This is a genomic window from Roseovarius lutimaris (genome assembly GCF_900115165.1).
GTDB lineage: Bacteria > Pseudomonadota > Alphaproteobacteria > Rhodobacterales > Rhodobacteraceae > Roseovarius > Roseovarius lutimaris.
This window is the reverse complement of sequence record NZ_FOVP01000016.1, coordinates 49670-73084: the sequence shown is the minus strand read 5'-3', so window position 1 is coordinate 73084 and position 23415 is coordinate 49670. Positions and strand designations below refer to the sequence as shown.

Genomic DNA, 23415 nt, shown 5'->3' with positions numbered 1-23415 from the left:
AGGTGGGCGTCCTAGCTGTCGTAGTCAATCGCGTGGCGCAATTGCTTTTCGAACTCCAGCGCCTTGCCGGTGCCAAGGGCCACGCAATTCAGGCTGTCATCGGCAATCGACACCGCCAGCCCGGTCTGCTCGCGCAGCGCCAGATCAAGATCACCCAAAAGCGCACCGCCCCCGGTCAGCATGACGCCGCGATCGACGATATCGGCGGCCAGATCGGGCGGGGTCGCTTCAAGCGCGGTCATCACCGCCTCGCAGATTTGCTGTACCGGCTCGGCAAGCGCCTCGGCGACCTGTGCCTGGCTGATTTCGGTTTCCTTTGGCACACCATTCAAAAGATCGCGCCCGCGCACCTGAATCGACGTGCCGCGGCCATCGTCGGGCATGCGCGCGGTGCCGATGCTGGTCTTGATCCGCTCGGCGGTGGATTCGCCGACCAGCAGGTTCTGTTGACGGCGCAGATAGTTGATGATCGCCTCGTCCATGCGGTCGCCCCCCACCCGCACCGAGCGCGCATAGACGATATCGCCAAGCGACAGAACCGCCACTTCGGTGGTGCCGCCACCGATATCGACAACCATGTTGCCGGTCGGATCGGTGATTGGCATGCCGGCGCCAATCGCCGCCGCAATCGGCTCGGCGATCAGACCCGCCCGCCGCGCCCCGGCCGACAGCACCGATTGACGAATCGCGCGTTTTTCAACCGGCGTGGCGCCATGGGGTACACAGACGATGATCTTGGGTTTGGAAAAGGTCGAGCGTTTGTGAACCTTGCGGATAAAGTGTTTGATCATCGCCTCGGCGGTGTCAAAGTCGGCAATCACGCCTTCGCGCATCGGGCGGATCGCCTCGATGCTGCCGGGGGTGCGCCCCAGCATGAGCTTGGCATCTTCGCCCACGGCAAGCACTTTGCGCACGCCGTCCTTGACGTGATAGGCCACGACCGACGGCTCTGACAGGATGATGCCACGGCCCTTGACATAGACCAGCGTATTCGCCGTCCCCAGATCAATTGCCATATCCGCAGCAAACAGACTGGGAATTTTGTGAAAAATCGACATGTGTGCCTAGCGTCCCGTCGTAAAAATAGAATAATCGCACCGCGACTCGGGGTCGGGTGCCGGTGGCACTTATAGGGGGCGGGTGGTTCGGGCGAAAGGGCCTGTTTGAGTGCGGTAAGCGTCAACCTGCCGCCGAATTGCTTGGTACAGCATGGTCCGGGCCCCGAGCACGCCGGTTTCGCCCCTCCTAACCGTTGAGATGATCGAGCCGCGCGCGCACTGACAGGCCATGCGCTTCAAGGCTTTCGCTGATCGCCAGCGTTTCGGCCGCCGGGCCAATCGCGCGCAGCGCCTCGGGCGTCATTTTGGCAAGCGTGGTGCGTTTGACGAAATCCATCACCGACAGACCGCTGGAAAACCGCGCCGAGCGCGCGGTGGGCAGCACGTGATTGGGCCCACCGACATAATCGCCAATCGCCTCGGGCGTCCAGGCCCCGAGGAAAATCGCCCCGGCATGGGTAATCTTGTCGCACAGGGTGTCGGGGTCGGTTACGCAAAGCTCAAGGTGCTCGGGTGCGATCCGGTTGCTGAGCGCGGCGGCATGATCGAGATCGGGCACAAGGATGATCGCGCCGAAATCGCGCCAGCTTGCCCCGGCGATGGTGCGCCGCTCCAGCGTTTCAAGGTGGCGCTCGATTGCCGCACTCACCGCCTTGGCAAGAGCGGCGTCATCGGTGATCAGGATGGATTGCGCGCTTTCGTCATGCTCGGCCTGGCTCAGCATATCAAGCGCGATCCAGTCGGGGTTCTGGTCGCCATCCGCAATCACCAGAATCTCTGACGGCCCGGCGATCATGTCGATCCCGACCTTGCCGAACACCCGACGTTTGGCGGCGGCGACAAAGGCGTTGCCGGGGCCGGTGATCTTGTCGACCGGGGCGATGGTTTCGGTGCCATAGGCAAGGGCCGCAATCGCCTGTGCGCCGCCGATGCGATAAATCTCGTCAACCCCGGCGATCTGCGCGGCCAGCAGGACAAGCGGATTGGCCAGACCATCCGGCGTCGGCACCACGATCGCAAGCCGCCCGACCCCCGCCACCTTGGCGGGAATGGCGTTCATCAGCACCGAGGACGGATATGAGGCAAGCCCGCCCGGCACATAGAGCCCCGCCGCGCTGACCGGGGTCCAGCGCCAGCCGAGTGTGGCGCCGTTCGGCTCAACCCAGCTTTGATCTTCAGGCATCTGACGGGCGTGATAGGCGCGAATGCGCTCTGCCGCCAATTCCAGCGCAGCGCGTTCATGATCCGGCACCTGCGCAATCAGATCGGCCATCTCTTGTGGTGAAAACCGCAGGGTTTCAGGCGTCAGATCAAGGCGGTCAAATTTCGAGGTCAGCTCGATCACCGCCGCGTCGCCGCGCGCGCGCACATCCCTTATGATGCCCGCCACGATGTCATCCACATCGGGGCTGTCCTCGCGCTTGGCGCTGAGCAGGGTCTGAAACCCGGTTTCGAAACCGGGATCGGTGGCGTTCAAGAATACGGGCATGTCGGGTCTCCTGTCAGGCGTGACATAGCCCGAGTGCTGTGGAGGCTCAAGGCGGATCAGGTCTCTGGGCGGCCTGTATATCAGTCGTGGGCCGGGGCCTTGCCCGAAGGCGCGCGGTAGGGGCGGGTGACATCCTTGAGCGTCACTTCAAGCGCCTCGATCTCAAGCCGGATCGCGCCGTCGCCCGCAAGCGTCAAAAGAACATGGCCCGCACCTTCTTCGCCGGGTTCGAAGGTGATCGACAGCAGCGACAGAATGGTATCGCGGTCGGTGCGGTCGATGCCCTGACTGGCAATGCGCAACACATTGTCGATCACCAAAAGCGATTGCACCCGTTCGGGGGCATGGCGATCCTGGCCCGGATCTTCCCAGCGGAACCGGTTCACCAGAAGCGCAAAGCGCCGCTCGCCGGCGCGCCAGGTCATCTCGGTGATCGGAAACACCGCATCCTGGGCCAGCGTTGAAATCACCTTGAGGTCATCAAGGTCAAACGCCCCGAGGTTCAGCGGCGCCTCGCGGCCATCCTCGAATTTTGCGTCCTCGGTCATCGGTCCGACACCCGTTCGATCTTGGCTCCGACGCCTTCGAGCTTGCTCACGACATGCTCATAGCCGCGATCAAGATGGTAAACGCGGCTTACGATGGTTTCGCCTTCCGCCGCGAGCCCCGCCAGAATAAGCGAAACGCTGGCGCGCAGGTCGGTCGCCATCACCGGGGCGCCCTTGAGGCGGTCAACGCCGGTTACCGTAGCCGTGCCGCCATGCACCTCGATATTGGCCCCCATCCGGATCAATTCCGGCGCATGCATGAAGCGGTTCTCGAAAATCTTTTCCTCCAGAACCGATGTGCCCTCGGCGGTACACATCAGTGCCATCATCTGTGCCTGAAGGTCGGTGGGAAAGCCGGGGAAGGGTTCGGTCACCACATCGACCGCCTTCACCCGGCCGTTCTTGTGGCTGACCTTGAGGCCCTTTGCGGTTTCTTCAACGCTGACACCGGCTGCGTCCAGCTTTTCGCAGAACGCGCCAACAAGGTCGATCCGCCCGCCCAAAAGTTCGACCTCGCCACCACAAATGGCGGGTGCCAGCATATAGGTGCCAAGTTCGATCCGGTCGGTCACAACCGGATGAGTGGCGCCACCAAGGCGATCAACGCCCTGGATGGTGATGGTGTGGGTGCCTTCGCCCTCGATCTGCGCCCCCATGCGGCGCAGGCATTGCGCAAGGTCAACGATCTCGGGTTCGCGGGCGGCATTCTTGAGCACGGTCGTGCCCTTGGCCAGCGTCGCCGCCATGAGCGCGTTTTCGGTGGCCCCGACCGACACGATCGGGAAATCCACCACGCCACCGCGCAAGCCGCCGGGCGCGCGCGCATGCACATAGCCGTCTTTCAACTCAAGCTCCGCCCCCATCGCCTCAAGCGCCTTGAGGTGAAGATCGACAGGGCGCGCGCCAATCGCACAGCCCCCCGGCAGCGACACAACCGCATGCCCGTCGCGCGCAAGCATCGGCCCCAGCACAAGGATCGAGGCGCGCATCTTGCGCACGATGTCATAATCGGCGACGTGATTGTCCAGGGCATGGCTCGACATCACAAGAACCTGCCCCCCCTGCAATTGTGACACCTCGGCGCCAAGCGATTGCAAAAGGGTCGTCATCGTCTTGATGTCCGACAGGCGCGGCGCATTGGTCAGGGTCAACGGCTCTTCGCTCAAAAGCGTGGCAGGCATCAGCGTCAGACAGGCATTCTTGGCCCCTGCGATGGCGATCTGTCCCTTGAGCGGGCCATTGCCCGTAACGATAATCGAATCCATCTGCTCTACCCTTTGTCCTCATTCCCGGTCACCCGATCGCCCGGCGTATCATCCGTGCGGGCGCGCATCTGGGCCTTACGCCGGGCAAGATTGGCCTTCAATGCCGATTTTAGCCTGTCTTCACGGGTCTGGGCTTGTTTGGTGTCGGTTTTTTGGGATTGTTTTTTGCTCATACCGCTTCTTTACAGCAGCAATGAAAAACCGTCCAGTTACCCCTTGCGCCACACGCAATTAGGGGCTAATCAGCCCGCCACAGTGTGCTGCTGTAGCTCAGTGGTAGAGCGCGTCATTGGTAATGGGTGGGTCCATTCCAAATTGGTGTGTTTGAACATTGAGTTAGCAGGACGCGGAAATTATTAGTAGGGTATTAGTAGGGCGTATGTTCTTAAGCCCTGGGTTTTATAGGCTGTGGTAGCTCAGTGGTAGAGCGCGTCATTGGTAATGACGAGGTCGGGAGTTCAATCCTCCCTCACAGCACCATTTCCCCCAATCAGACAGATATGACGTCAGTCCGACGGTCATCGTGCTCAGGCACCTTTGAAATTGACCCGCCCTTCAAGTTCAAGCGCGTCGTCTACGTCGATTTCCTCGGCGGCGCGGCGTTCTGCTTTCTGGCGGCGCAGGCGGCCGAATTGTCCGATGGCGATGCCAAGCAGGATAATCGCGCCACCGGGGACAAGGCCGGGGCCGGGGTCTTCGCCCAGCATTACCATGGCGATCACAAGGGCGGCCACGGGTGAAAACGAGGTCGCCAGCGATATGTCGCCAGAACGCGCGTACTTCAGGCCAAGTGTCCATGAAAACTGACCGATGATGATCACGATGACCGCATAGACCCACACCCATTTCCAGACGATCGAGGCGAAAATATCCTGAAAATGCAGGGCGCCATAAAGGTACATCGCCAGAAAGTAATAGATGATCGTGCCCACCACGGTGCGATAGATCGAGAAAATGCCAAGTGGAATGCCGGTCAGGCCGACCCGGCTTACAATCGTCGAGGCGATGAAAGATAAGGTGGCAAAGACGGTCGCGATCTCCCCGCGGCCAAATTCGAACGACATGCCCTCGCTATTCAGCACCAGCATGACAAGCGCGCCACAGAGCGCAATAAGCCCGGCGCCAAAGGCCCATGGGTCAAGCTTTTCGCCAAGCACGAAAAACGCCGTGAGCAGGAAAAGCGGCGGCTCTATCCGCCCGATCAGCACCACATTGGTTACCGTCGTATAATCCAGCGCGATAAAGAAAAGCGCCGGTGTCACCGCCGAGGATAACAGCGCCGACAAGGACAACACGCCCCAATCCCGGCGCGTCAGCTTGCGCAGGTTCTCTCGGGTCCAGTCCTTATAGAACATCAATCCCATCGGAATGAGCGACAGTAACGAGCCAAGAAAAAGCAGGTTGCACAGGGTGATGGCATTGCGCCCCATGACGGGGTGCTCGCGTCCGATATCGGCCAGAAGCGACACGATGGAATTCGCCGAGGCATAGACGATCACCGCAAGCCAGACGAGCATCGCGCCCAACACTGCCTTTGACATGCCTCCGACCGGATCGGTGTTGACGCTGCTCATGGTATTGGTCCTGACAAGGGGAAAGGGATTGGTTGGTAAATCGCACGAAGGGAAACAAAAACAAGCAAGGGGCCAGACACGGTGCGTCACGATTTGGTCAGCGACGCAAAAGCAATGGTACAATCCTATGCGATAAATGGCGCATCAACAAATGAATGATACCTTTCGCCTCTTTGCGTCTGCCGTGCGGGTCTGTACCCTGACCCATGAAACTCAGGAGGCTCTTGATGCTTGACGTGAACCCGGAAAGGTTTCTGGCCGATCTGCACCGCCTGCGCGAATTTGGCGCGGCGGGGGTGGGCAAGGGCGTGGTGCGCCCGGCCTTTGGCGCGCCCGATATTGCCGCGCGCGATTGGCTGGCCGCGCAGATGCAGGCCGCCGGGTTGGTGCCGCGGTTTGATCCGGTGGGCAACCTCTTTGGGCTTGCGGCGGGGCCATCGCTGTTGATCGGCTCGCACAGCGACAGCCAACCCGAGGGCGGCTGGCTTGATGGTGCTTTGGGCGTGATTGCCGGGCTTGAAATTGCCCGCGCCGCGCAAGAGGCGGGCGGTCCTGCGATCTCGGTGGTGTCGTTTCAGGATGAAGAGGGCCGCTTTGGCGTCACCACCGGAAGCGCGATCTGGGGCGGCAACCTTGCGCTTGATGTGGCGGATCAACAGACCGACGCGCAGGGCATCACCTTTGCCGAGGCGCGTGCCGCGATGGCCCATCTGGCGGGTGATTTTGTCGATCCCGGCCAGTTCACCGGCTTTCTCGAGATGCATATCGAGCAGGGCCCCTGGTTGTTCGAGGCGCAAGAGGCGGTTGGTGTGGTCAGTGATATCGTCGGCATCCGCGACATGCGGGTCACCTTTGAAGGCGAGCAAAACCACGCCGGCACCACCCCGATGCACCGCCGCCGCGACGCCTTTCAGGCGCTTGCGCGGTTCAACGGTTTGATCAACGACCGATTTCGCAATGTGGTCACACCGCAGACGGTCTGGACCATCGGCCATGTGCGCCTGCACCCGGATGCGCATTCGATCGTGCCGGGGCGGGCGGTGTTTTCCATGCAATGGCGCGATGGCGACAGTGAGCGTTTGCGCCGCATGGAAGAGATCATCCAGAGCACGGCCGCGCAGGTCGCTCAGGAAATGGAGATGACGGTTACATTCGGCCCGATGCTTGGGCTGGAGCCGGTGGCGATGGATGCGCGGCTTCAGGCGGCGTTGCGCGAAAGCGCCGAGGCCGAGGTGCCCGGTCGCTGGCGCGCCATGCCATCGGGGGCGCTGCACGACGCCACCAATCTGGCGCGGCTTATGCCGGTTGCGATGTTGTTCGTGCCCTCGATCAACGGCATCAGCCATGCCTTTGGCGAGGATACCGACGAGGCCGACCTTGTGGCCGGCCTCAGGGTGCTGGCGGGTGCGGCGGCGCGGGCGGCCTAGACGCGCCGCTTGTCAGCCGTGCTGTCGAGAACGTTGGGGCTTCGCTGATCGAAGCGACGCTGCCGTCATAGATGGCAAGTGCCGCGACGACCTTTTCGCGGTAGGCGGCAAGGGACTCGAGGTTGATGATGATCAAGGCAACATAAGCATAGATAATTTTCTGGCCTAAAACATGAATTCTCAAACTAAGCTCGCTATCACCTCCAGCTGCAATTACGCGCGTCAATCGCTTTTCTAAGATGCTTGGTAGTTTCAACACTCTCTTCAGATGCCACATTCGCGTAAAGATAGATGAAACCAAAGAAAATAGCCGAAAGGTGCTTATCTAGGCGCGAAAATGCATGTGAAAGATGTCTTTTGGGAGGCGTCTCGTCATGGACGATGGCGTTGCGACATAAATAAGCTCCCCTCACAGAGTGATAGATCTTAACTCTCTGCCCCAAGTCGCGGGCCGCAGAAAAGCTGGCGCATCGGTTTCCCAGAGCCTTCCATTTAGTTTTTCCGGTTATGCCTGAAAGCTTTTCCAGCGCCGAAACGATACGGACGAGCTTCATGTCAAGGTGTGGCTCGGAATATGCTTGTGCAATCAGTGCATTTGCTTGGCGCAATCTGGTGCGGACAGGACTATTCATCGGCTCGGCTGAAAGCAGGAAGCTTAGATAACTGGCAAAAAAGCCTCTCTTTTCATTCAATTCACTGCAAAAACGCGCAACATGGGCGTCGTCAATATTTGCCCCTGCCCAGTCACGAGAAAGAGAAATTTCTAATCCCTCGGATTCAGATAAAATCAGACTGGCCCCATTTAACTGCTTAATGTTACCATCTGCTGCTTTAATTTCGTGGCTATGGTAGAAACCATAAAAAATGCGAACCAGATTAAGGAAAGCTTCTGCAAGATCGCGTGCGGCGCGCCACGCCATATCTTTTTCAAAGCCCTCAATTTCAATCAACAGGACATGGTCGAACGAAGAAATGTGGTCCCAGCATTCGTTGGCGGCATAATGCCAGCCGTCATTTGATTGGGACAAAAATTTAGACTTGCGGCTTTTGTAGTTTTCCGAAAACACAACGGTTGATTGGAAGCGGATTGGACCAACTGAAAAGTTTGTATTCTTCGCAGCGGGAGAAAAGGTGATGGGAATACAGAATGTTTTGCATTGGAATTTTTTTGAACGAAGATCGCTTAGAAATGCCTTCTCGACAGCTTCCTCGTCAAATTGGCCAGTTTTGCGCGCGTTTTCAATTTCATTGCGAAAAGCCACTAGCAGGCATTTGTAAGCTGTATCGAGTTCTATCTTCTCATTTAGCTGAGTTTGTTCGAGCCCAGCGTGCATCGCCTCTATAAGTTCGTTTTTGCCTTTTGGTGTAATTAAGTCGTGCGGAATTTTTGTTGGCAAAAACTCCAATGATGCCAACTTGCCTGATTGAACGAAGTGCATCGTTTTGCGTGAATCTTTGGGGGCGTATGTGACGGCCTTGACCCATTCAGCGAATGCTATGCCTATTCGCTTTTCTATTGTGGTACTTTTCATTTTCATCCCCAGGCCACATCGCCCAGAAAGATATAGCCCGCGCCATAGATCGTCTTGATCAGCCTCGGGTTTCTGGGGTCTTCGCGCAGCTTGGTGCGCAGCCGCGATATCCGCACATCCATCGCCCGGTCAAAGCTTTCGCTCGCTGCCCCGCCGAGCGCCTCTTGCATCGCCTGCCGGGAAATCAACCGCTTGGGGCGTTCGAGAAACAGCCGCAGCACCTCACCCTCGGCATGCGAAAACGGTGTCTCGGTTGCGGTTTCATCCTCAAGGACATAGCGATCGAAATGCGCCACCCAGCCGTTGAAGCGCGCCACCTCGCCGCTTTGCGGGCTGGGCGTGCTCCGGCGCAGGCGGGCGCGGATGCGGGCCACCACCTCGGCGGGTTCGAACGGTTTGATGATATAGTCGTCGGCCCCGAGTTCCAGCCCGGTCACTCGGTCCTGCACCTGCGCGCGCCCTGAGATGATGATCACCGTGGCGCCCTGTTCAAGCGCGAGGCGATGCACAAGCGTGAGCCCGTCGCGGTCCGGCAGCGACAGATCGACAAGACAGACATCCGGCGTTGTTGATCGCAGCGCCGCCTCGAATTCGGTCGCGCGGCCAAAGGCCATGGTGCGAAACCCGGCCTCGTTCAGGGCATCGGCCAGCATGGTGCGGATGGCAGGTTCGTCATCCAGAATGGTCACAAGCGGCGCGGTCATGGCGTCTCTCCGGTGTTGAGGGCCGCGTCAAGCTGGGTCGCGGTGAAGGGTTTGCGCAGGACGGGGGCCGCGCTTGCGGCCGCACGGTGCAGCGGATCGTCGGGCGGCAAAGAGGTCATGAGGACAAGCGGGCAAGTCGCGCGGCGCGGCAGGGCGGCAAGATCAAGCCCGGTCTTATCCCCCTCAAGCACGATATCACAGAGCACCGCGGAAATCTCGGACAGTTCGGTCATAAGCGCGGCGGCCTCATCCACGCTTGTGGCCTCGATCACGCTATGGCCGGCGCTGCGCAGCATGTCGCGCAGGGTGCTGCGCAAATCGGGGCTGTCCTCGACCAATAGCACAAGACCCGGCGGACGTGCCGCCCCGGCGGGGCGCAGTGGCAGGCTTAGCGCGACCCGCCCGCCCGTATCGGTGTTGCCAAGGGTGATGCGCCCGCCGGCAAGCTTGGTCATGTCATAAACCATCGGAAGCCCCAGCCCCGAGCCTTCGCCGCCCTTGGTGGTAAAGAACGGATCAAGCGCATGCACAAGCGCCTCGGGGGTAAAGCCGGGGCCGGTATCGGTGACCGCAAATTCAAGCCATGTGTCCTGCAACGGCGCTGCGGTCAGGGTGATCGCGCCACGGCTGCCGCAGGCATCGCGCGCATTGAGCAACAGGTTCAACAGCGAATCCTGCAACATTCCGGCATCCAGAAGATAGCGGTCGCTGGCCCCCTGATTGTCGATCTCAAGCGTGATACCCGCAGGCAATGCCGAGCGCGCCAGCGTTTCCAGATCCCCCAGAAAGGCCGTCAGGTCGGTCGGCACCGGTTCGTGGTCGCGGCGCCCGGTCATATCGGCGATCCGGTTCAAAAGCCCGCCACCGCGGCGCGCCGCCGCCAGCGTGGCATTGATCAGCTCATCCGCCTGCGCCGGTAGGCCCATCCGCCCAAGCCGCGATTGCATGCCAAGGATAATCGTCAGCAGGTTCGAGAAATCATGCGCAAGCCCGCGAGTCAGCTGCGCCGCCATTTCGCGTCGCCGGGTTTGTTGCAACGCGGCGCGGGTCTGAGTTTCCTCGGTGATATCCATTGAAAGGATATAAACCCCGCCGGTACTTTGATCGGGCGTCAGGGCGACCCGAATGCGGCGCGAACTTGGCTCGTGGGTGAATTCGAACACCGACGGCGTGCCTGCATAGGCCTTGTCAAGCTGCGGCCCGATCACCGACCAGGGCTGTGTCCCGAGAACCTCGGCGGCATGCATGCCGATGATCTCGGGTTTTGATCCGGGCATCACCGAGGTCAGGCGGCGGTTGGAATAGGTATAACAGCGGTCCGGGTCGACATGCGCGATATGGGCCGGCATCATCTCGGCGGTGAGGCGCGCGCGCGCCTCGGCCTCGGTGATCTGGCGCTTGGCCTCCTCAAGCGCGGTCACTGTCGCCTCCAGCTGGCGGTTGGTGGCGGCCAGTTCTTCGGAATAGGTCAAAAGCTGATCCGACAATTCCTCTGAGCGCCCGCGCAACAGCGCCTCTTGCTGTTTGGCGCGGCTGATATCGGTATAGACAGTCACCCACCCGCCCTGTGGCAGGGGCGAGCCTTCGACACTGATAGTGCGGCCATTGGCGCGGGTGCGTTCCATATAGTGGGGCTCAAACGCGCTTGCCTGTTCGACGCGGGTTTTCACAAAGTTGTCCAGATCATCGACATCGCCATAATCGCCGCGCCTGGCCAGATATCGGATCGTGTCGGCAAAATCGGCCCCCGGCGTGACAAGCGCCTGTGGCAGGTCGAACATTTCCTGAAACCGCCGGTTACAGACCGCCAGCCGCAGATCGCGGTCATAGATCGTAAGAGCCTGCTGAATAAGGTTCAGCCCGGCGCTTGTCATTTCCTGGGTTTGGCCGCCGTTTGGCTGCATCTAATTGTGCCTTTGTTGTCTGGCGTTTGATCTAAGCACGCCGGGCGGCTCAGTCCAAGACCTGTTGAGGCCGGTCATCGCCCGACCTTGATGCCAGCGCGAACAGGTCACGTCTCCGGCGCAGGTCGCGGCATGTCAAGCGGAACGGAACGCTTGTTACAATTCGTAGGATTTGGGAAATGTTCAGGAAAAAGTTGACGCAGACCATGAAACAAGCACCCTTTGGCAGAGGAAAGAATCGCCCCAAGGCGGTCGTTCGTTCGAAGAGCGGACATATGGGAGGATAGAATTTGGCACAGTCGGCTCAGGCGACCGGCGGAATGGATTCCATTCCGGCGCTGTTGCAGCGTAACGCGACTCAATATGGCGACAAGCCCGCCTATCGGGAAAAGGAATACGGCATCTGGCAAAGCTGGACGTGGTCCGAAACCGAAAAAGAGATCGAGGCGCTTGCGCTCGGGCTGATCAATCTTGGCGTCAATGAGGGCGATTTTATTGCCGTGATCGGCCGCAACCGCCCGTATTTCTATTGGGCCATGGTTGCCGCACAATCGATTGGCGCCATTCCCGTACCGCTTTATCAGGACGCCGCCGCCGACGAGATGGCCTATGTGATGGAACATTGCGGCGCGCGCTTTGCCATCGTTCAGGATCAGGAGCAGGTGGATAAGCTGATCGAGGTGCAGGCCGGTCTGGAGCACCTCGAACATATGATCTATGTCGATCCGCGCGGATTGCGCAAATACGACCACCACAAGCTGCACCGGTTCATCGACATTCAGGAACAGGGCCGCGCGGCCTATTACGAATTCATCGAGGATCTCAAGGCGCGGCGCGAGAAGCTGAATTACGACAGCATCTGCGTGATGCTTTACACCTCGGGGACGACCGGCAAGCCCAAGGGCGTGGTTCTCAGCAACCGCAATATCATCGAGGCGTCACGCTCGTCCTCGGATTTCGATCACCTCGGCGCGGGCGAAGAGGTTCTGGCCTATCTGCCGATGGCCTGGGTCGGCGATTTCATCTTTTCCATTGGTCAGGCCTATTGGTGCGCCTTCTGCGTCAATTGCCCTGAAAGCGCCGAAACCATGCAGACCGACCTGCGCGAGATCGGTCCGACCTACTACTTCGCTCCGCCGCGGGTGTTTGAAACCCAGCTCACCAATGTGATGATCCGCATGGAAGACGCCAGCCGCATGAAAAAGTGGCTGTTTGACATCTTCATGGCGCATGCCCGCAAGGTTGGCCCGGATATTCTTGATGGCAAGGAAGTAAGCGCCTGGGACCGTCTGAAGTACAAGCTTGGCAATCTGTTTATCTATGGGCCGCTCAAGGACACGCTTGGCCTTGGCCGGGTGCGCGTCGGCTATACCGCCGGTGAGGCGATTGGCCCGGAAATCTTTGATTTTTATCGTTCTTTGGGGATCAACCTGAAACAGCTTTACGGTCAGACCGAGGCCTCGGTGTTCATCACGCTGCAACCCGATGGAGAGGTGCGAAGCGATACCGTTGGTGTGCCGGCACCCGGCGTTGAAATCCGCATCGCCGACAATGGCGAGGTATTCTATCGCAGTCCAGGCACCTTTGAATATTACTACAAGAACGCCAAAAGCACCGCCGACACGAAGGACCCCGAGGGTTGGGTCGCCACCGGCGATGCCGGCTTTTTTGACAAGGACAACGGCCACCTTCGCATCATCGACCGCGCCAAGGATGTGGGCAAGATGGCCGATGGCCGCCTGTTCGCGCCGAAATACGTCGAGAACAAGCTCAAGTTCTACCCCAACATCCTTGAGGCGGTGGTCTTTGGCAATGAGCGCGAGGCCTGCACGGCCTTTATCAACATCGACCTGTCGGCCGTGGGCAACTGGGCCGAGCGCAACAATATCGGCTATGCCTCTTATCAGGAACTGGCCGGGCATCCGATGGTGCTTGATACCATTCAGGCGCATGTGGAAGAGGTCAACCGCTCTCTGGCGGATGATCCGATGCTGTCGCATTGTCAGGTCAATCGTTTTTTGATCCTGCACAAGGAATTGGATGCCGATGACGGCGAAATGACCCGCACCCGCAAGGTGCGCCGCCGCGTCGTCGAAGAGAAATTCAAGGATCTGATCGACGCGCTTTATGACGGATCGGCCGACATCTACACCGAAACCGAAGTGACCTATGAAGATGGGCGCAAAGGCTCGATCAGCGCGACGCTGATGATCCGCGACGCGGCGGTTGTCGATGTAGCAGACGTAAAGGTGGCAGCAGAATGAATGATATGACACCAGAGGATTACACCACCGCAGACGGGCGCAAGATCGGCGGCGTGGTGATGGAAATGAAAAACATCACCCTTCGCTTTGGCGGTGTTGTGGCGATCAAGGACATCAGCTTTGACATCCGTCAGGGCGAAATCCGCGCCATCATCGGCCCCAATGGCGCCGGAAAATCCAGCATGCTCAACGTGATCTCGGGCTTTTACAATCCGCAAGAGGGCGAAGTCTGGTACAAGGGCACCCGCCGCCCGCCGATGAAACCGTTTCAAGTGGCGCAACAGGGCATCGCGCGGACCTTTCAGAACATCGCGCTGTTCGAGGGCATGACCGTTCTCGACAACGTCATGACAGGCCGCATTCGCGAGATGAAAGCCGGGCTTTTCTCGCAGGCGATCTGGAAGGGCAAGGCCGAGCGCGAAGAGGTTGAAAACCGCGCCGTTGTGGAAAAGGTCATCGACTTTCTTGAAATTCAACACATCCGCAAAACCCCGGTCGGGCGTCTGCCCTATGGCTTGAAAAAGCGGGTCGAGCTGGCGCGTGCGCTTGCGGCAGAGCCGTCGATTCTTTTGCTGGACGAGCCGATGGCGGGCATGAACGTCGAGGAAAAAGAGGACATGAGCCGCTTTATTCTGGATGTGAACGATGAATTCGGCACCACCATCGCCTTGATCGAGCATGACATGGGTGTCGTGATGGATCTGAGCGACCGCGTTGTGGTGATGGATTACGGCAAGAAGATCGGCGACGGCACCCCCGACGAGGTGCGCAACAATCAGGCGGTGATCGACGCCTATCTCGGGGTTGCACATGACTAAGGTGCTGACAGAGGCCGGGATTTTCCCCCGGCCCGCCGCCCACCCACCCACCCCGGCGCGCCGGGGGAAAATTGTATTGAACGGAGGCACAACACCATGCCTGAGCAGCTGATATGGGGAATGGAGGTCTTTCTGAACGGCCTCATGTCGGGGGTGCTTTATGCGCTTGTGGCACTTGGTTTTGTTCTGATCTTCAAGGCGAGCGGCATTTTCAACTATGCCCAAGGGGTCATGGCGCTGTTCGCGGCGCTGACGCTTGTGGGGATCATGGAAGGACAGGTGCCGTTCAGCCATCTGATCAACGCGATCTTTGGCACCGAGGTTCATCATTTCGGATGGCACGTGCCGGCGCTGCTGGCGATCTTGTTGACCATGGTTGTGATGGTGGCGATGGCCTGGGTCGTCAATCAGCTGATCTTTCGCCATCTGGTCAATCAGGAACCGATCATCCTGTTCATGGCGACCATCGGCCTTGCCTATTTCCTGGAAGGGTTTGGCGACATGATGTGGGGCAGCGACATCAAGAAGCTTGATGTCGGCCTGCCGCAGGGTCTTAACCCGTTCATCGACGAGGTCACCTATAACATCTTCGGGTACGGCTTTTTCATCGACAACCTTGATATCGTGGCCACCGTGGTGGCGGCGCTTCTGGTGGTCGTGCTGGTGATCTTCGCGCAATATTCCAAACAGGGCCGCGCCATGCGCGCGGTGGCCGATGACCATCAGGCGGCGCTGTCTGTCGGCATCAGCCTCAACTTTATCTGGGTCATGGTCTGGTCGCTCGCCGGGTTCGTGGCGCTTGTTGCCGGCATCATGTGGGGCACAAAATCGGGCGTGCAGTTCTCGCTGTCACTGATCGCGCTCAAGGCGCTTCCGGTGCTGATGCTTGGCGGGTTCACCTCGATCCCCGGCGCCATTGTCGGCGGTCTGATCATCGGCGTCGGTGAAAAGGTGTTCGAGTTTGCCATTGGCGCGCCCTATCTTGGTGGCGCGACCGAAATCTGGTTTGCCTATGTCCTGGCGTTGATTTTCCTCGTGTTCCGGCCCCAGGGTCTGTTCGGCGAAAAAATCATCGAGCGGGTGTGACGCCATGCAAAAGCTGATTGCCATCGTCAATGTCATCGCATGGAGCGGGTTCTGGGCCTTTGGCTATCTCGCGCTGTCCTCTGATACCAATGCCACCGGCCAGATGGTCACCGCCGCCATTCTTGCGGCCATGGGCGGCGGATTGGGCATGATCGCGTTCCTCTGGCTGGTGCGTCATTCCGAACAGACCGGCTATGCCAAACGGCCCAACCGCGCGACCAAGCGTGACGACGACGAGATTTACGGAGAGGTACTATAGATGTTCTATCGTGAAGCAGGTGACTTCAAGACGTCCTACACCGAGGACAATCAGACCTTTCCGATCAAGTTTGACCGCTATCGCTATTATGCGGTGCTGGTGTTTGCCTTTGCCGTGGTACCGTTTGTCATCAATGACTACTGGGTGAATGCGGTTTTCCTGCCGTTCCTGATCTATGCGATTGCCGCGATCGGGTTGAATATCCTTGTGGGCTATTGCGGGCAGGTCAGCCTTGGCACTGGCGGCTTCATGGCGGTGGGCGCCTATGCGGTTTATAAATTGATGACGGCATTCCCCGATGTCAGCATGTTCATCCACGTCATTCTGGCGGGGGTGATCACGGCCGGGGTTGGGGTTCTCTTTGGCCTGCCATCGCTGCGCATCAAGGGCTTTTATCTCGCGGTGGCGACACTGGCGGCACAGTTCTTTCTGGTCTGGTTGTTCAACCGGGTGCCGTGGTTTTACAATTATTCGGCCTCGGGTCAGATTTCGTCGCCCGAGCGTACCGTTCTCGGCGTGCCGATCACCGGCGCGGAAACCGCACCCTGGGCGGCCTATCTGTTCTGCCTTGTCTTCGTGACGCTCAGCGCGCTTGTCGCACGCAACCTGACGCGTGGCATGGCAGGGCGCAAATGGATGGCCATTCGTGATATGGATATCGCCGCCGAGATCATCGGGGTGAACCCGCTCAAGGCCAAGCTGACCGCCTTTGCCGTAAGCTCTTTCTTTGTGGGCATTTCGGGCGCGTTGTTCTTTTCCGTCTATCTTGGCGCGGTCGAAGTGGGCGAGGCCTTTGGCATCAATAAATCGTTCTTGGTACTGTTCATGGTGATCATCGGCGGGCTTGGCTCGATTTTTGGCAGCTTTGCAGGTGCGGCGTTTCTTGTGCTCTTGCCGGTGTTGCTGAAAAACGCGCTAGTGGGTGGCATGGGATGGCCCACCGATCTTGCTGCGCATCTGGAATTCATCATCGTGGGCGGGCTGATCATCATCTTCTTAATCGCAGAACCACACGGCCTCGCGCAATTGTGGCGGGTCACCAAGGAAAAACTAAGACTTTGGCCTTTCCCACACTAGGGCAGGGACAGGCGCGCGGCGGGCAACTTCCCGCCCTGCGACACCATCGGACAAAAACCAAGGGAGGATAAAACCGATGAAACTTAAATTAGCAGCGCTGGCATTGGGCGCAGTCATGGCTGCGGGGCCGGCAATGGCGGATCTTGTTTTTCCGTCGCTGAGCTATCGCACCGGGCCCTATGCCCCCGGCGGCATTCCATTCGCCGACGGCTATGCGGACTACTTTACCCTTCTAAATGAGCGCGACGGCGGTATCGGCGGCGAAAAGATCCAGATGCCGGAATGCGAAACCGCCTACAACACCGAAAAAGGTGTGGAATGCTACGAGTCGACCAAAGGCTCGGGCGCGCTTGTCTATCAGCCGCTGTCGACCGGTATCACCTACCAGCTGATTCCCAAGGTGGCGGCGGATGGCATTCCCATGCTGACCTCTGGTCTGGGCCGGACATCGGCGAAGAACGGCGCCGTGTTCCCTTGGGTTTTCAACTTTCCGGCCAACTACTGGGATGGGGCCTCAATCGCGATCAAGCATATGCTTGATCTCAATGGCGGCGATATCAGCGACAAGAAAATCGCGCTGGTCTATCATAACTCTGCTTATGGCAAAGAGCCGATCCGCACATTGGAAGAGCTTGCCACGAAGCACGGCTATGAGCTTACGCTGCTGCCGGTTGACCACCCCGGTCAGGAGCAGAAATCGCAGTGGCTGCAAATTCGCCGTGAAAAGCCGGATTACGTGATTATGTACGGCTGGGGCGTGATGAACCAGGTCGCGATTCAGGAAGCCGCGAACATTCGGTTCCCGATGGAAAACTTCATCGGAATCTGGTGGTCAGGATCGGAAAATGATGTGGTTCCCGTCGGCGAGGGCGCGCATGGCTACAAGGCGGTGGCCTTCCACAACGTAGGCGACGACTACCCGCTTTACGACGACCTGAAGGCCTATGTCTTCGACAAAGGTCTGGCTGCGGGTGCTGGCGATCAGCATGGCAGCGTCGTTTATAACCGTGGTGTATATGCCGCGATGTTGGTTGCCGAAGCTGCCAAGGCCGCGCAGGAAATCCACGGTACAGCCGCGATCACCCCGGTGATGATGCGCGATGGCATGGAAAACCTTGAAATGACCGAAGAGAAGATGACCGCACTTGGCCTTCCGAAATTCGGGCCCGAGTTCAAGGTGTCTTGTGAAAACCATGGTGGCAACGGCTATGGCGCCATTGCGCAATGGGATGCGACGGCAGGCGAATGGAGCCTGATCACCGACTATTTCCAGTCGGATCAGGAGGTGCTTGCGCCGTTGGTTGAGGAAGATTCGGCCGCTTATGCCGCTGAGAACGGCATCGAGCCGGGCTGCTAAGCCAGACCCTTTTCCCCGGCCGCCCTATATGTGGCGGCCGGGGGATTTTGAGTATTTTTCGAAAGATGAAAGCAGGGCCAGGTGCCCGACCGGGACGGAGACACGGGATGTTGGATGCAGGACCGAGTGACGAGACCCTTCTTGAGGTCAACAATATCGAGGTGATCTACAATCACGTCATCCTTGTGCTGAAAGGTGTCAGCCTGAAGGTGCCGAAAGGCGGGATCACGGCCCTTCTGGGGGGCAATGGCGCGGGCAAGACGACGACGCTCAAGGCGGTGTCGAACCTGTTGAAATCCGAACGCGGCGAGGTCACCAAGGGCAGCATCGTGTATCGCGGCGAACGCGTGCAGGATCTGGTGCCGTCCGACCTTGTTAAAAAGGGTGTCATTCAGGTGATGGAGGGCCGCCATTGCTTTGAACATCTGACGGTCGAGGAAAACCTGCTGACCGGCGCCTATACGCGTGGCTCGTCGCGGGGTGAGATCGACGAGGATCTTAACAAGGTCTATGAATATTTTCCGCGCCTGAAAGAGCGGCGTAAAAGCCAGGCGGGCTATACCTCGGGGGGAGAGCAGCAGATGGTTGCCATCGGGCGCGCCCTGATGAGCCGCCCCGAGACGATCCTGCTTGACGAGCCAAGCATGGGCCTTGCGCCGCAGCTTGTGGAGCAGATTTTCAACATTGTGAAAACGCTGAACGAAGAAGAGGGCTATACCTTTCTTCTGGCCGAGCAGAACACCAACGTCGCGCTGCGGTTTGCCCATTACGGTTATATTCTTGAATCCGGGCGGGTGGTGATGGATGGCCCTGCGGCCAGCCTGCGTGAGAATCCGGACGTGAAGGAATTCTATCTTGGGGTGTCGGACGAGGGCCGCAAATCGTTCCGCGATGTGCGCAGCTATCGCCGCCGCAAGCGTTGGCTGAGCTAAGACGCAGAACGGCACCTTGGCCGGAGACCCGATATCACAAGGATAGACAATGCATGATCTGCCGGGGGACCGGCGAAGGATGAGGCTATGACCCAGTTTTACGACCAGCTCGAAACCCGCAGCAATGATGAGCGTGCCGCAGCCCTGGCAAGGGCCCTGCCAGATCAGATTGCCAGAGCGCAGACCTTGCCGGGCTACGGTGGGGCGCTCAGGGATGTTGACGCGGCGGTGATCACGACCATCGCCGATCTGGCCCGTTTGCCGGTCTTGCGCAAATCTGATCTGGGCAAGGCGCAGGGCAATGCGGCGCCCTTTGGTGGGTTGACGACGCGGCCCGCACATGGGTTTTCCCATATTTTCCAATCGCCCGGCCCGATTTATGAACCCGGCGGTACCGATCATGACTGGTGGCGGATGGGCCGGTTTTTGCATGCCTGTGGTGTCGGTAAGGGCGATATCGTGCAGAACTGTTTTGGCTATCACCTGACGCCGGCCGGCATGATATTCGAGAATGGCGCGCGCGCTGTCGGGGCGGCGGTCTTGCCTGCGGGCACCGGGCAGACCGAGCTTCAGGCGCGTGCCGCACATGATGTGGGGGTCACCGTTTATGCCGGCACGCCCGATTACCTCAAGGTTATTCTCGACAAGGCCGACGCGCTTGGCCTGCCGCTCAAGATTACCCGTGCGGCGGTTGGTGGCGGGGCGCTTTTCCCGTCATTGCGGGCGGAATACGCCGAGCGCGGCATTCAGTGCCTGCAATGCTATGCCACCGCCGATTTGGGCAATATCGCCTATGAAAGCGCGACGCAGGAGGGGATGATCGTCGATGAGGGCGTGATCGTCGAAATCGTCACCCCCGGCACCGGCAATCCGGTCGCCCCCGGTGAAGTGGGCGAGGTTGTGGTGACCACGCTCAACCCCGATTATCCGCTGATCCGTTTCGCCACCGGCGATCTGAGCGCGGTGATGGAGGGGACAAGCCCTTGTGGCCGTACCAACACGCGCATCAAGGGCTGGATGGGGCGCGCCGATCAGACCACCAAGATCAAGGGCATGTTCGTGCGCCCCGAGCAGGTGGCGGCGCTTGTTGCCGGGCACGCGGGTATTGTGCGCGCCCGCGTCATCGCCAGCCGCGAAGGCGAGGCCGATGTGATGACCGTGCAGATTGAGGCCGATGGCAATGATGCCGATGGTTTTGCCGGTGTCGTGGCCGATACGCTCAAGCTCAAGGGCCGGATCGAGGTGGTCGCCAAGGGCAGCCTTCCAAACGATGGCAAGGTCATCGAGGATCTGCGCAGCTACGATTGAGAGGTCATGATTTTTCGCAGAAAAATCGAAGGCGGCGCTTAGAACCGGTTGGCGTCATAGGGCGCAAGGTCGATATTGGGGCGTTTGCCGCTGATCAGGTCGGCGACGAGGCGCCCGGTCTTGGGCCCTGCCGTCAGGCCGACATGTTGGTGGCCAAAGGCCGCATGCACGCCGGTTTGACCAATCTCACCAATCAGCGGCAGGCTATCGGGCGTTGAGGGGCGAAAGCCCATCCATTCCTCGACGCCCTCATGGCGCATTTCGGGAAAGACGCGCGCGACCCCGCGTCGGATAAGGTCAAGCGGTGCGCGTGACGGGCCCTTGGTGATGCCGCCCAATTCCACCGTCCCGGCACAGCGCAGCCCATGCGCCATCGGGTTCACCGCAAACTTGTCACGGGCGATCATCATCGGATTGTTTGGCATCTGGCTTGGCGCGGTAAAATGCAGGTGATAGCCGCGCTCGGCCTCAAGCGGCACCTTGAGGCCAAGTTTCTGCATCAACGGCTTTGACCAGATTCCGGCGGCGAGCACCGCGTGATCGCAGGGCATGGTCCCGCGGCTTGTTTCAAGCCCGGTAATGCGGCCATTTTCAAGGGTGATATCCTGCACTTCGGCCTGTTGATAGGTGCCGCCCTCTTCCTGAAGCACAAGCGCCAGATCGGCCATATAGGCGCCGGGGTTCAGGATATGCCCATGACTCTTGAGCGTCGCAAGGCATTGGATCGCCGGGCCGAGAATCGGTTCGGCCTCTTGCACGGCCCCATCTGTCAGAACCTCGGGCACATAGCCCGCATCGCGTTTGAAGGCCCAGGCATAGGCGTCGGCGTCGAACGCCTTGCGGCTCTCATAGGCATAGCTGAAATCGCTGGCGGTGACCCATTTCGCGGCGCGGGTACCACGGGTCAGGGCGATATGCTGATCAAGGCTGTCGCCGACAATCGGCGCGATCCCGGCAACCATGCGGCGGGTGTCGCTGTCATTGGCATTGGCGGCGAATTTCATCAGCCAGGGCAACAGGCGCGGAAAATAGGACCATTGCACGAACAGCGGCGAGCGCGGGTTCAGGATATACTTGAGCCCGGTGCCGATCAGGCCGGGGGTGTTCACCGGCACGATCGCCCATTGCGCCAACAGGCCCGCATTGCCGAAAGACGCCCCCGCGCCGGGCGCGTCCTTGTCGACAAGCGTCACCTCATGGCCCGCCCGACGCAGCCAAATGGCGGAACTCAGCCCGCAGATACCTGCGCCGATGACGATGATCTTCTGTGGGGTGCTCATGGGGGGCCAGTCATGGGATGGAACGTATGCCACCTAACCGCAGCAGGGGCAGCGCGGCAAGTGGGCTGTTATAGGTAACGGCAGAAAACAGGAGAGGCGCCCGCAAACAAGGCGCATCACGCCGCCGGGCAGCGCCCGAAGCCATCCACACAAAAGAAAACCCCGCCGAAAAGGCGGGGCTGATATCGTCCACCCAAGGGTGGGTGCAGGCTTATCCCTGGCGGGCTTTGAACCGGGGCTGCGTCTTGTTGATGACGTAGACGCGGCCTTTGCGGCGCACGACACGGCAGTCGCGGTGCCGTTTCTTAAGCGAGCGGAGTGAATTACGAACCTTCATGGTCGTCTCCTCAGTTGTCGCGGCGCGGGCCAGCGCCTTGGTTGCGGGCGTTCTGCGGGGTGCAGAACAGTGAATTCATGGTGGGCGATACAAGGTTCGAACTTGTGACCCCTTCGATGTCAACGAAGTGCTCTACCACTGAGCTAATCGCCCATGAATACCGATCTGGCCCCAAGCCCCAACAAAAGGGGCGCGGGAGTCCGCGCCGGTTCGCTGGTCTATAAAAGGAGTCGGAAGAGGGATCAAGGGCTTTTAGAACCTCAATTTCAGTCTATTATGGGTTTCACAAGGAGAGGTCATGCCAAAGGTCGCCTATCACCTCACATATCCGGAACGGCGCACCACCTCTGTGGTGTTCGCCTCGCCCCATAGCGGGCGCGATTATCCCTGGACTTTCCTGCGCCGCACCACGCTCAACGAGCATTCCGTGCGTTCCTCCGAGGATGCCTTTGTCGACCAGTTGTTTGAAAGCGTGCCAGAGGTTGGCGCGCCCTTCATCAGGGCCGGTGCGCCGCGCGCCTATGTCGATCTCAACCGAAGCGAGGACGAGCTTGACCCCGCTCTGATCGAAGGCGTCAGCAAGATCGGGCACAACCCGCGCGTCGCCTCTGGCCTTGGGGTGATTCCGCGGGTCGTGGCCAATGGTCAGGCGATCTATTCCGGCAAGATCTCGATAGCCGAGGCCAGGCGCCGGATCGACACCTATTGGCGGCCCTATCATACCGCGCTTGCCGGGCAATTGGATCAGGCGTTCTTGATGTTTGGCCAGGCGATTCTCGTGGATTGCCATTCGATGCCGCACGAGGCGATGGATGCGGTGGCGCGGCGCGGGGTCCGTCGCCCCGAGGTGGTGCTTGGCGACCGCTTTGGCGCGGCCGCCAACAGCGATATCGTCGATCGGATCGAGGCCGCCTTTCAGCGCACAGGTCTGGTGGTGACGCGCAACACGCCCTTCGCCGGGGCCTATATCACCCAGACCTACGGCCGCCCCACGCGGGGCCGCCATGCCATCCAGGTCGAGATTGACCGCGCGCTTTACATGAACGAGGGGCTGATCCGCCCAAATGGCAATTTCGACGCCTTCCGCACCCTTCTGCGCGGTGTGATCCGTGAGATTGCCGATATTGGCCGCCCCATGGCCAAGCCGTTGGCGGCTGAATAGTACCGAAAACACCTGGCTCAGGGCTTTGACCTTC

General features: G+C 59.6%; 21 protein-coding genes and 2 tRNA genes. 11 read left to right on the top strand and 12 right to left on the bottom strand.

Translation table 11 applies throughout. The annotated features are described in order from the left end of the window. Positions 1-11: 11 nt before the first annotated feature. The 5 genes from BMZ91_RS14360 to BMZ91_RS21490 all read right to left on the bottom strand — a co-directional run bounded on the left by BMZ91_RS14360 (position 12) and on the right by BMZ91_RS21490 (position 4533). Positions 12-1058 (bottom strand): rod shape-determining protein, encoded by a 1047-nt coding sequence (locus tag BMZ91_RS14360; protein WP_092840362.1) that lies wholly within the window; start codon positions 1056-1058, stop codon positions 12-14. 187 nt (positions 1059-1245) lie between these two features. After that, a complete protein-coding gene (gene hisD, locus BMZ91_RS14355) occupies positions 1246-2547 on the bottom strand; it encodes a histidinol dehydrogenase (RefSeq protein ID WP_092840359.1) in 1302 nt (433 codons plus the stop codon). A gap of 80 nt (positions 2548-2627) precedes the next feature. Beyond that, complete coding sequence (locus BMZ91_RS14350) at positions 2628-3095, bottom strand: DUF2948 family protein (protein WP_092840356.1); 468 nt, start codon at positions 3093-3095, stop codon at positions 2628-2630. After that, positions 3092-4360 (bottom strand): UDP-N-acetylglucosamine 1-carboxyvinyltransferase, encoded by a 1269-nt coding sequence (gene murA / locus BMZ91_RS14345; protein ID WP_092840353.1) that lies wholly within the window; start codon positions 4358-4360, stop codon positions 3092-3094. The genes BMZ91_RS14350 and murA overlap by 4 nt, the downstream gene beginning before the upstream one ends. 5 nt (positions 4361-4365) lie before the next feature. After that, the gene (locus BMZ91_RS21490) at positions 4366-4533 is read right to left on the bottom strand and encodes a hypothetical protein (RefSeq protein ID WP_177193876.1); all 168 of its coding nucleotides are present in this window, start codon (positions 4531-4533) and stop codon (positions 4366-4368) included. A 232-nt stretch (positions 4534-4765) separates the two neighbouring features. Between BMZ91_RS21490 and BMZ91_RS14340 the strand changes: the two genes are divergently transcribed. Beyond that, positions 4766-4840: transfer RNA gene (locus BMZ91_RS14340), tRNA-Thr, on the top strand. Between the two features lie 47 nt (positions 4841-4887). Here BMZ91_RS14340 and BMZ91_RS14335 read toward each other — a convergent pair. Then, on the bottom strand, positions 4888-5934 hold the full coding sequence (locus BMZ91_RS14335) for a DMT family transporter (RefSeq protein ID WP_092840350.1): 1047 nt from the start codon (positions 5932-5934) through the stop codon (positions 4888-4890). A 227-nt stretch (positions 5935-6161) separates the two neighbouring features. Between BMZ91_RS14335 and BMZ91_RS14330 the strand changes: the two genes are divergently transcribed. Next, positions 6162-7361, top strand: a complete 1200-nt coding sequence (locus tag BMZ91_RS14330; protein WP_092840347.1) for a hydantoinase/carbamoylase family amidase — start codon at positions 6162-6164, stop codon at positions 7359-7361. Between the two features lie 197 nt (positions 7362-7558). Here BMZ91_RS14330 and BMZ91_RS14320 read toward each other — a convergent pair whose 3' ends face one another. The 3 genes from BMZ91_RS14320 to BMZ91_RS14310 are packed head-to-tail and all read right to left on the bottom strand — an operon-like array spanning position 7559 to position 11501. Further along, positions 7559-8893 (bottom strand): hypothetical protein, encoded by a 1335-nt coding sequence (locus BMZ91_RS14320; protein ID WP_143076353.1) that lies wholly within the window; start codon positions 8891-8893, stop codon positions 7559-7561. Between the two features lie 2 nt (positions 8894-8895). Next, positions 8896-9597 (bottom strand): response regulator transcription factor, encoded by a 702-nt coding sequence (locus tag BMZ91_RS14315; protein ID WP_092840338.1) that lies wholly within the window; start codon positions 9595-9597, stop codon positions 8896-8898. Beyond that, a complete protein-coding gene (locus tag BMZ91_RS14310) occupies positions 9594-11501 on the bottom strand; it encodes a hybrid sensor histidine kinase/response regulator (RefSeq protein ID WP_092840335.1) in 1908 nt (635 codons plus the stop codon). Before BMZ91_RS14310 ends, BMZ91_RS14315 begins: the two co-directional genes overlap by 4 nt. A 320-nt stretch (positions 11502-11821) precedes the next feature. Here BMZ91_RS14310 and BMZ91_RS14305 point away from each other — a divergent pair, with 320 nt between their 5' ends. The 8 genes from BMZ91_RS14305 (at position 11822) to BMZ91_RS14270 (ending at position 20602) form a co-directional block, all read left to right on the top strand. Further along, positions 11822-13765, top strand: coding sequence for an AMP-binding protein (locus BMZ91_RS14305; protein ID WP_092840332.1), 1944 nt, complete (start codon positions 11822-11824; stop codon positions 13763-13765). Continuing rightward, positions 13762-14583 carry an ABC transporter ATP-binding protein gene (locus BMZ91_RS14300; RefSeq protein WP_092840329.1) on the top strand — a complete coding sequence of 274 codons (822 nt, stop codon included), beginning with the start codon at positions 13762-13764 and terminating at the stop codon, positions 14581-14583. Before BMZ91_RS14305 ends, BMZ91_RS14300 begins: the two co-directional genes overlap by 4 nt. Positions 14584-14679: 96 nt before the next feature. Then, a complete protein-coding gene (locus BMZ91_RS14295) occupies positions 14680-15669 on the top strand; it encodes a branched-chain amino acid ABC transporter permease (RefSeq protein ID WP_092840326.1) in 990 nt (329 codons plus the stop codon). Between the two features lie 4 nt (positions 15670-15673). Next, entirely contained in the window at positions 15674-15928 is a 255-nt protein-coding gene (locus tag BMZ91_RS14290) for a hypothetical protein (protein ID WP_092840323.1), read from the top strand. Beyond that, complete coding sequence (locus BMZ91_RS14285; protein WP_092840320.1) at positions 15929-17005, top strand: branched-chain amino acid ABC transporter permease; 1077 nt, start codon at positions 15929-15931, stop codon at positions 17003-17005. A 76-nt stretch (positions 17006-17081) separates the two neighbouring features. Beyond that, on the top strand, positions 17082-18362 hold the full coding sequence (locus BMZ91_RS14280) for an ABC transporter substrate-binding protein (RefSeq protein ID WP_092840317.1): 1281 nt from the start codon (positions 17082-17084) through the stop codon (positions 18360-18362). A 107-nt stretch (positions 18363-18469) separates the two neighbouring features. Beyond that, the gene (locus BMZ91_RS14275) at positions 18470-19294 is read left to right on the top strand and encodes an ABC transporter ATP-binding protein (RefSeq protein WP_092840314.1); all 825 of its coding nucleotides are present in this window, start codon (positions 18470-18472) and stop codon (positions 19292-19294) included. Positions 19295-19381: 87 nt separating this feature from the next. After that, positions 19382-20602, top strand: a complete 1221-nt coding sequence (locus BMZ91_RS14270) for a phenylacetate--CoA ligase family protein (RefSeq protein ID WP_092840311.1) — start codon at positions 19382-19384, stop codon at positions 20600-20602. A 38-nt stretch (positions 20603-20640) separates the two neighbouring features. On the opposite strand, the gene BMZ91_RS14265 is transcribed toward BMZ91_RS14270, so the two are convergent. The 3 genes from BMZ91_RS14265 to BMZ91_RS14255 all read right to left on the bottom strand — a co-directional run bounded on the left by BMZ91_RS14265 (position 20641) and on the right by BMZ91_RS14255 (position 22372). After that, positions 20641-21882 (bottom strand): NAD(P)/FAD-dependent oxidoreductase, encoded by a 1242-nt coding sequence (locus BMZ91_RS14265; RefSeq protein WP_092840308.1) that lies wholly within the window; start codon positions 21880-21882, stop codon positions 20641-20643. A 211-nt stretch (positions 21883-22093) separates the two neighbouring features. Further along, entirely contained in the window at positions 22094-22219 is a 126-nt protein-coding gene (gene ykgO, locus BMZ91_RS14260) for a type B 50S ribosomal protein L36 (RefSeq protein WP_092840305.1), read from the bottom strand. A gap of 78 nt (positions 22220-22297) precedes the next feature. Beyond that, positions 22298-22372: transfer RNA gene (locus BMZ91_RS14255), tRNA-Val, on the bottom strand. 145 nt (positions 22373-22517) lie between these two features. Between BMZ91_RS14255 and BMZ91_RS14250 the strand changes: the two genes are divergently transcribed. Beyond that, positions 22518-23381, top strand: coding sequence for an N-formylglutamate amidohydrolase (locus tag BMZ91_RS14250; RefSeq protein WP_092840302.1), 864 nt, complete (start codon positions 22518-22520; stop codon positions 23379-23381). Positions 23382-23415 lie beyond the last annotated feature (34 nt).